This window comes from Pseudomonas sp. FSL R10-1339 (genome assembly GCF_009600545.1).
GTDB classification, from domain to species: Bacteria; Pseudomonadota; Gammaproteobacteria; order Pseudomonadales; family Pseudomonadaceae; genus Aquipseudomonas; species Aquipseudomonas bubulae.
Map to the genome: position 1 here is coordinate 23,083 of NZ_WIVQ01000052.1, position 8,157 is coordinate 31,239.

The 8,157-nt window shown below is 56.6% G+C and carries 6 protein-coding genes; 1 reads left to right on the top strand and 5 read right to left on the bottom strand.

What is annotated here, in order from left to right:
• Positions 1-22: 22 nt before the first annotated feature.
• The 5 genes from GHO03_RS15510 to sdhC all read right to left on the bottom strand — a co-directional run bounded on the left by GHO03_RS15510 (position 23) and on the right by sdhC (position 6,358).
• Positions 23-2,854 (bottom strand): 2-oxoglutarate dehydrogenase E1 component, encoded by a 2,832-nt coding sequence (locus GHO03_RS15510; protein WP_020467780.1) that lies wholly within the window; start codon positions 2,852-2,854, stop codon positions 23-25.
• 260 nt (positions 2,855-3,114) lie between these two features.
• Positions 3,115-3,819: a succinate dehydrogenase iron-sulfur subunit gene (locus tag GHO03_RS15515; RefSeq protein WP_016780169.1), complete on the bottom strand. Its 705-nt coding sequence runs from the start codon at positions 3,817-3,819 to the stop codon at positions 3,115-3,117.
• A gap of 11 nt (positions 3,820-3,830) precedes the next feature.
• Positions 3,831-5,606: a succinate dehydrogenase flavoprotein subunit gene (gene sdhA / locus GHO03_RS15520; protein WP_016780168.1), complete on the bottom strand. Its 1,776-nt coding sequence runs from the start codon at positions 5,604-5,606 to the stop codon at positions 3,831-3,833.
• Positions 5,607-5,609: 3 nt separating this feature from the next.
• Positions 5,610-5,978, bottom strand: a complete 369-nt coding sequence (gene sdhD, locus GHO03_RS15525; protein ID WP_003446906.1) for a succinate dehydrogenase, hydrophobic membrane anchor protein — start codon at positions 5,976-5,978, stop codon at positions 5,610-5,612.
• Positions 5,972-6,358 carry a succinate dehydrogenase, cytochrome b556 subunit gene (sdhC, locus tag GHO03_RS15530; RefSeq protein ID WP_019828563.1) on the bottom strand — a complete coding sequence of 129 codons (387 nt, stop codon included), beginning with the start codon at positions 6,356-6,358 and terminating at the stop codon, positions 5,972-5,974. Before sdhC ends, sdhD begins: the two co-directional genes overlap by 7 nt.
• Positions 6,359-6,709: 351 nt before the next feature.
• Between sdhC and gltA the strand changes: the two genes are divergently transcribed.
• Positions 6,710-7,999, top strand: a complete 1,290-nt coding sequence (gene gltA / locus GHO03_RS15535; protein ID WP_095002115.1) for a citrate synthase — start codon at positions 6,710-6,712, stop codon at positions 7,997-7,999.
• Positions 8,000-8,157: the final 158 nt, after the last annotated feature.

Here is an 8,157-nt window from a genome sequence, read left to right on the forward strand (position 1 = left end):
TCGGTTTCAGTGCGCGAAGGCGTTAAACAGTGAACGCGTCTTGCAACAGTTTTGCCTGTTGCTCAGCGTGCATCGATGCGTAACCACAAGCAGGTGCAGCAGAAGCGTCACGGCCCGCGTACTCGAGTACGAGCGACTTGTCGTGACCGCTGATGATGCGGCGCATGTGATGCTGGCTGCAGTACCAGGCACCCTGGTTCATCGGCTCTTCCTGACACCAGACAATATGCTTGGCGTTTTTGTACGGAGCCAGGACTTCAATCAAGTCGTCCTCAGGGAACGGGTACAGCTGCTCAAGACGCACGATAGCGATGTCATCACGACCTTCGGCACGGCGTTTTTCCAACAGGTCGTAGTAGACCTTGCCGCTACACAGCACGATGCGACCGACGTTCGCCGGATCCTGCGCATCGATTTCCGGAATAACGGTCTGGAACGAACCTTCGGCCAGATCTTCCAGGGTCGAGATTGCCAGTTTGTGACGCAGCAACGACTTCGGTGTCAGGACGATCAGCGGCTTGCGCAGCGGACGGATAACCTGACGGCGCAACAGATGGTAGATCTGTGCCGGAGTGGTCGGTACGCACACCTGAATGTTGTGCTCGGCACACAATTGCAGGTAACGCTCAAGACGTGCAGAGGAGTGCTCCGGGCCCTGACCTTCATAACCGTGTGGCAGCAGCATGGTCAGACCGCACAGACGGCCCCACTTGTGCTCACCGCTGGTGATGAACTGGTCGATTACAACCTGGGCGCCGTTGGCGAAGTCGCCGAACTGGGCTTCCCAGATCACCAGCGCGTTCGGCGTGGTGGTGGAATAGCCGTATTCGAACGCCAGCACCGCTTCCTCGGACAGCAGCGAGTCGTACAGGTCAAAGCGAGGCTGACCTTCGAACAGGTGCTTCAGGGGAATATAGGTGCCAGCATCTTTCTGGTTGTGCAACACGGCGTGACGGTGCGAGAACGTACCGCGACCAATGTCCTGACCGGTCATGCGAATCGGGTGACCTTCGAACTGCAGGGTTGCATATGCCATGGTTTCGGCATAACCCCAGTTGATCGGCAGGCCGCCGGCTTGCATTTTTTGACGATCTTCGTAGATCTTCGCAACCTGGCGCTGAACCACAAAGCCTTCTGGAATTTCCAGCAGCTTGGCAGACAGTTCTTGCAGGGTTTTCAGATCGAAACGGGTGTCGTGACGCGCAGTCCAGGCGTGGCCCAGATACGGACGCCAGTCCACGAACAGCTCTTTGTTCGGTTCCTTGACCAGACTTTTCACAACATGCAGGCCGTTGTCCAGCGCGTTGCGGTATTCGTCGATCTTGGCCTGAACGCGTTCTGCGTCCACCACTTTCTCTTGTGTCAGGCGCTCGGCATACAGCTCACGGGTGGTGCGCTGCTTGGCGATCTGCTGATACATCAGCGGCTGGGTACCGTTTGGTTCATCGGCCTCGTTGTGACCGCGACGGCGGTAGCAGAACAGGTCGATCACGACGTCACGCTTGAACTGCATGCGGTAGTCGATAGCCAGCTGAGTCACGAACAATACGGCTTCCGGATCATCACCATTGACATGGAGGATCGGCGCCTGAATCATTTTCGCGACGTCAGTGCAGTACTCGGTAGAACGGGAGTCTTCCGGATTGCTGATGGTGAAGCCGACCTGGTTGTTGATCACCAGGTGAACCGTACCGCCAGTCTTGAAGCCGCGAGTCTGCGACATCTGGAAGGTTTCCATGACCACGCCCTGACCTGCGAAAGCAGCATCACCGTGGATGGAAATTGGCAGTACCTTTTCGCCGGTGCTGTCGTTACGACGGTCCTGGCGAGCGCGTACAGACCCTTCAACCACTGGAGAAACGATTTCCAGGTGGGAGGGGTTAAACGCCATTGCCAGGTGAACTTCACCACCGGCAGTCATGACGTTGGAGGAGAAGCCCTGGTGGTATTTAACGTCACCGGAACCCAACTCGATCTTTTTCTTGCCTTCGAACTCGTCGAACAGCTCGCGCGGGTTTTTGCCGAAGGTGTTCACCAATACGTTCAGGCGACCACGGTGGGCCATGCCGATAACGATTTCCTTGGTGCCGTAGTTGCCCGAACGCTGGATCAGCTCGTCCAGCAAAGGAATCAGGCTTTCGCCGCCTTCCAGGCCGAAACGCTTGGTGCCCGGGTATTTGGTCCCCAGGTACTTTTCCAGACCTTCAGCAGCAGTCACGCGCTCAAGCAGATGGCTTTTGACTTCAGCCGAGTAAGTCGGGCGGCCGCGTACGCTTTCGAGGCGCTGTTCAAACCAGTGGCGCTGCTCGGAATCGACGATGTGCGTGAACTCTGCGCCAATGGTGCGGCAATATGTCTGCTGCAACGCTTCGAGAATTTCGCGTAGGCTCGCTTCCTCTTTGCCGATATACAGGTCGCCGGCACGGAAGGTCGTATCAAGATCGGCATTGGTCAAGCCGTAATGATTGATCGACAGGTCTGCAGGTGCAGGACGCTGCCACAGCCCCAGCGGATCAAGCTGGGCTGCCTGGTGGCCGCGCATCCGATAGGCCTGGATCAATCGCAGCACTTCAACCTGCTTCTTCTCGTGCTCACTGCTCACGCTCCCGGCAGAAACCGGTTGAGCGCGGCGCTGGTTCTTTGCCAGCAGCACGAAATGGTCGCGGATTGTGGAGTGCGAAACATCGTTGGCAGAGTTGCCTTCAACAGGCAACGTCTGAAATTTGGTGCGCCATTCTTCTGGCACAGCGTTAGGGTCGTGCAGGTAGAGCTCATAGAGCTCTTCCACATAGGCAGCGTTACCACCTGAAAGATAGCCGCTGTTCCACATGCGCTGCATCACGCTTTCTTGCATGCTTGGTCACCCTCGGTTAGGGGACACCATCGACGAGAACACCAGAGCATGCTTGAGAAAGTCCGAATACAGCGACTAAAACAAGCCACTTAGGATCACGCTGATAGTCCGGGTACCAGCCCGGATGCCCCTGCTGGTCTCATTTCTTCAAAATAAGAGCCGCAGCTTTATGAGCTGTTGCTCAGGTTAAAACTACGGCGCCGGTTGAAGCCTGCGCCGTAGCATCTACGGTTACAGCGGTGCTGCGGTACTGCTTTGGATCACACGCCGCTTTGCAGCAGCATGCTACGCACGTGACCGATGGCCTTAGTCGGGTTCAGGCCCTTCGGACACACGTTTACGCAGTTCATGATCCCGCGGCAGCGGAATACGCTGAACGGGTCATCCAGCGAAGCCAGGCGCTCACTGGTCTTGGTGTCACGGCTGTCAGCCAGGAAACGATAGGCTTGCAGCAGTGCAGCAGGGCCCAGGAACTTGTCCGGGTTCCACCAGAAGGACGGGCACGAGGTCGAGCAGCAAGCGCACAGGATGCACTCGTACAGACCGTCGAGCTTTTCACGCTCTTCTGGTGATTGCAGACGTTCGATGGCCGGAGCCGGCGTGTCGTTCTGCAGGAACGGCTTAACTTTCTCGTATTGCTTGTAGAAGATGCTCATATCGACGACCAGGTCACGGATAACCGGCAAACCTGGCAGTGGACGAACGATCAGCTTGTTGCCTTTAACGACAGCGGACAGCGGCGTTACACACGCCAGGCCGTTCTTGCCGTTGATGTTCATGCCGTCTGAGCCGCAAACGCCCTCACGGCAAGAGCGACGATAGGAGAAACCCTCGTCCTGCTCTTTGATCAGGGCCAGTACATCCAGCACCATCAGGTCTTTACCATTGGTATTGACCTCGAATTCCTGCATGAACGGAGCGGCGTCCTGATCAGGGTTGTAACGATAAACACTGACTTTCAACATATCGGCCACCCTTAGTAAGTACGAACCATTGGCTCGAAGGTCGGAACGGTTTTCGGCGAGAAGTTCACCGCACGCTTGGCTACGCGCTTGTCACCCGGGAAGTACAGGGTGTGGCACAGCCAGTTAACGTCGTCACGATCTTCGAAGTCTTCACGGGCGTGAGCACCGCGCGATTCCTTACGAACTTCAGCAGCGATTGCAGTCGCTTCAGCCACTTCGAGCAGGTTTTGCAGCTCAAGGGCTTCGATACGGGCCGTGTTGAACGCCTGGCTCTTATCGTTGATTTTCACGTTGGCGATGCGCTTGCGCAGATCAGCCAGCTGAGCAATACCCTTCTGCATGTATTCGCCGGTACGGAATACACCGAAGTAGTTCTGCATGCAGCTTTGCAGCTCTTTACGCAGGGTTGCCACGTCTTCGCCGTCGGTACGCGAGTTCAGGCCGTCCAGACGTGCCAGGGCAGCGTCGATGTCGGACTGGCGTGGACGAGCGTAATCAACGCCTTCTTTAAGGGTCTGCTCAAGGAACAGGCCGGCAGCACGACCGAATACCACCAGGTCGAGCAGCGAGTTGCCGCCCAGACGGTTGGCACCGTGTACGGATACGCAAGCCACTTCACCTACTGCAAACAGGCCAGGGATGATCTGGTCGTTGCCGTCGGCGTCCTGAGTGATCGCCTGACCATGAATGTTGGTGGCAACGCCGCCCATCATATAGTGGCAAGTCGGAACCACTGGAACCGGAGCCAATACCGGGTCAACGTGTGCGAACGTTTTCGACAGTTCGCAGATACCTGGCAGACGGCTGTGCAGCACTTCTTCACCGAGGTGATCGAGCTTCAGCATTACGTGGTCGCCATCAGGACCGCAACCGTTGCCCGCGATGATTTCCTTAACCATCGAGCGAGCAACAACGTCACGACCAGCAAGGTCTTTGGCGTTCGGAGCATAACGCTCCATGAAACGCTCGCCATGCTTGTTGATCAGGTAGCCACCTTCACCACGGCAACCTTCGGTAACCAGTACACCGGCGCCGGCAATACCGGTCGGGTGGAACTGCCACATTTCGATGTCCTGTACCGGCACGCCAGCACGCAGCGCCATGCCAATACCGTCGCCGGTGTTGATCAGGGCGTTGGTGGTGGACGAGTAGATACGGCCTGCACCGCCAGTCGCCAGTACGGTCGCGTTAGCGCGAACGTAAGAGGTTTCACCGGTTTCGATGCAGATAACGATCATGCCGACGAAATCGCCAGCCTCGTTCTTAACCAGATCGACACCGTAGTATTCGTTCAGGAATACAGTGCCGGCCTTGAGGTTGGCCTGGTACAGGGTGTGCAACAGCGCGTGACCGGTACGGTCGGCTGCAGCGCAAGTACGGGCAGCCTGGCCGCCTTTGCCGAAGTCCTTGGACTGACCGCCGAAAGGACGCTGGTAGATACGACCCTGTTCGGTACGGGAGAACGGCAGACCCATGTGCTCGAGCTCGAACACGGCTTCCGGACCTACGGAACACATGTATTCGATAGCGTCCTGGTCACCGATATAGTCGGAACCCTTGACGGTATCGTACATGTGCCAGCGCCAGTCATCGTTTGGATCTGCAGACGCGATCGCGCAGGTGATGCCACCCTGGGCCGATACGGTGTGCGAACGAGTCGGGAAAACCTTGGTGATTACAGCAGTCTTGTGACCGCCTTGAGCCAGCTGCAGAGCAGCGCGCATGCCGGCACCGCCGCCGCCAATGATGATGGCGTCGAACGAAAGTGTATTAACTGTGTTAGCCATGAATCAGATACCCCAAAGAATCTGCACACCCCAGACGAAGTAAGCGAACATTGCAACGCCGCAGACTGCCTGGAAGAGGAAACGTACTGCTGTTGCGGACTTGCCCAGCGCCATTGGCGTCAGGTAGTCGGTCGCGATGGTCCACATGCCGACCCAGGCGTGTGCGCCCAGAGCAACAAGGGCCAGCAGGCTGAAAATACGCATCCAGTTGCTTGCGAACAGCTCATGCCATTGGGCGTAGCCAATGCCAGGGTTCGCAACGAGGTACCCGATCAGGAAGATGAAATAAGCCGCTAGAACAACCGCAGACACACGTTGTGCCATCCAGTCATAGAGGCCCGAACGCGACAGGTTCGTAACGCTGGTTACCATATCCAAACTCCCGCCAGAACAATCATCACCACGGAAATGACGATTACGATTTTCGAGCCCAGTCGGCCGCCTTCAAGCGTCTCACCGATGCCCATGTCCATGATCAAGTGGCGCACACCGGCAACCAGGTGATACAGCAAGGCAGAGAGCAGGCCCCACGCAACGAATTTGGCCAGCGGACTGGTCAAGCATGCCTTCACCTCGGCATAACCTTCTTCGGAACCCAGGGATTTGCTCAATGCATAAAGCATGATGCCCAGGCCGAGAAAAAGAATGATGCCCGATACACGGTGCAGAAATGACGTAACGCCGGTGATGGGGAGTTTGATGGTCCTTAGGTCTAGGTTTACAGGTCGTTGGCTATTCACGGCTTTTTTCACACTGAAGAGCCCCTAACAATCAGGGCAAGTTTGTTGGGATGCGCACTGGTCAGGTACCCACCACCCGGGAGTGACGACCCCCATCTAAACAGGCCCAAAAGCCTCTGGCGGTCGGCTGCCGAGTATAGACAGTTAGGTTACTAATGACAACGCAAACACCCACCCCCTAATAGCGCATTGCGCTCTTGGCATAAAAGGCGTAAACGGCTGGGATATTCGCGAAAAAACGCTTCTCAAAGCCTTGTACAGCAAGACTTTAGGCAAATTGACATTCGAATTTATCTCACTATAGTGGTGCGGGCCCTGCGTGGGGGGTCTGTCTGATGATTTCAAGCATAAATAGGAGGCCACATGGCTGACAAAAAAGCGCAGTTGATCATCGAGGGCGCAGCCCCCGTCGAGCTGCCCATTTTAACTGGCACCGTGGGTCCCGATGTAATCGATGTGCGAGGCCTGACGGCCACGGGCCGATTCACATTTGACCCTGGCTTCATGTCGACCGCATCTTGCGAGTCGAAGATCACCTATATTGATGGTGACAACGGTATCCTGCTGCACCGCGGCTACCCGATCGAACAGCTGGCTGAACACTCTGACTACCTTGAGACCGCTTACCTGCTGCTGAACGGCGAACTGCCGACCGCAGAGCAGAAGGCTCAATTTGTCAGCACCGTGAAGAACCACACCATGGTTCACGAGCAGTTGAAGACTTTCTTCAACGGCTTCCGTCGTGACGCCCACCCGATGGCGGTCATGTGCGGTGTAGTCGGCGCCCTCTCGGCCTTCTACCACGACTCCCTGGACATCAATAACCCGCAGCATCGCGAAATTTCCGCGATCCGCCTGGTTGCCAAGATGCCGACGCTTGCAGCGATGGTTTACAAGTACTCCATGGGTCAACCCATGATGTACCCGCGTAACGACCTGACCTACGCCGAAAACTTCCTGCACATGATGTTCAATACGCCGTGCGAGATCAAACCGATCAGTCCGGTACTGGCCAAGGCAATGGACAAGATCTTTATCCTGCATGCCGACCACGAACAGAATGCGTCGACCTCTACCGTGCGCCTGGCGGGCTCTTCGGGTGCCAACCCGTTCGCCTGTATTGCTGCCGGTATCGCTGCACTGTGGGGCCCTGCCCACGGCGGCGCCAACGAAGCCGTGCTGACCATGCTCGACGAAATTGGCGATGTGTCCAACATCGACAAGTTCATCGCCAAGGCCAAGGACAAAAACGATCCGTTCAAGCTGATGGGCTTCGGTCACCGGGTTTACAAAAACCGTGACCCACGCGCCACTGTCATGAAAAAGACCTGCGACGAAGTTCTCAAGGAACTGGGCATCACCAACGATCCGCAACTCGAACTGGCCATGCGCCTGGAAGAGATCGCCCTGACCGACCCGTACTTCATCGAACGTTCGCTGTACCCGAACGTCGACTTCTACTCGGGGATCATCCTCAAGGCGATCGGCATTCCGACCAGCATGTTCACCGTGATCTTCGCCCTGTCCCGTACAGTGGGCTGGATCTCGCACTGGAAAGAAATGCTCTCCAGCCCGTACAAGATTGGCCGTCCGCGCCAGCTGTACACCGGCTACGAGCAGCGTGACATCACCAAGCTGGAAGACCGCAAGTAAGGCATATCCCACGATAGTGCCCTGATTGCAGACAATACGGCCTCTATTTATAGAGGCCGTATTTTTTTGTGTGTGCGTCTTGTAGCAGCAACTGTCTTGCCCAGTCATTTACGTTCGCCATGCTGTGCCGTCGCGCAGCATGGCGTTAAGCCGGATCA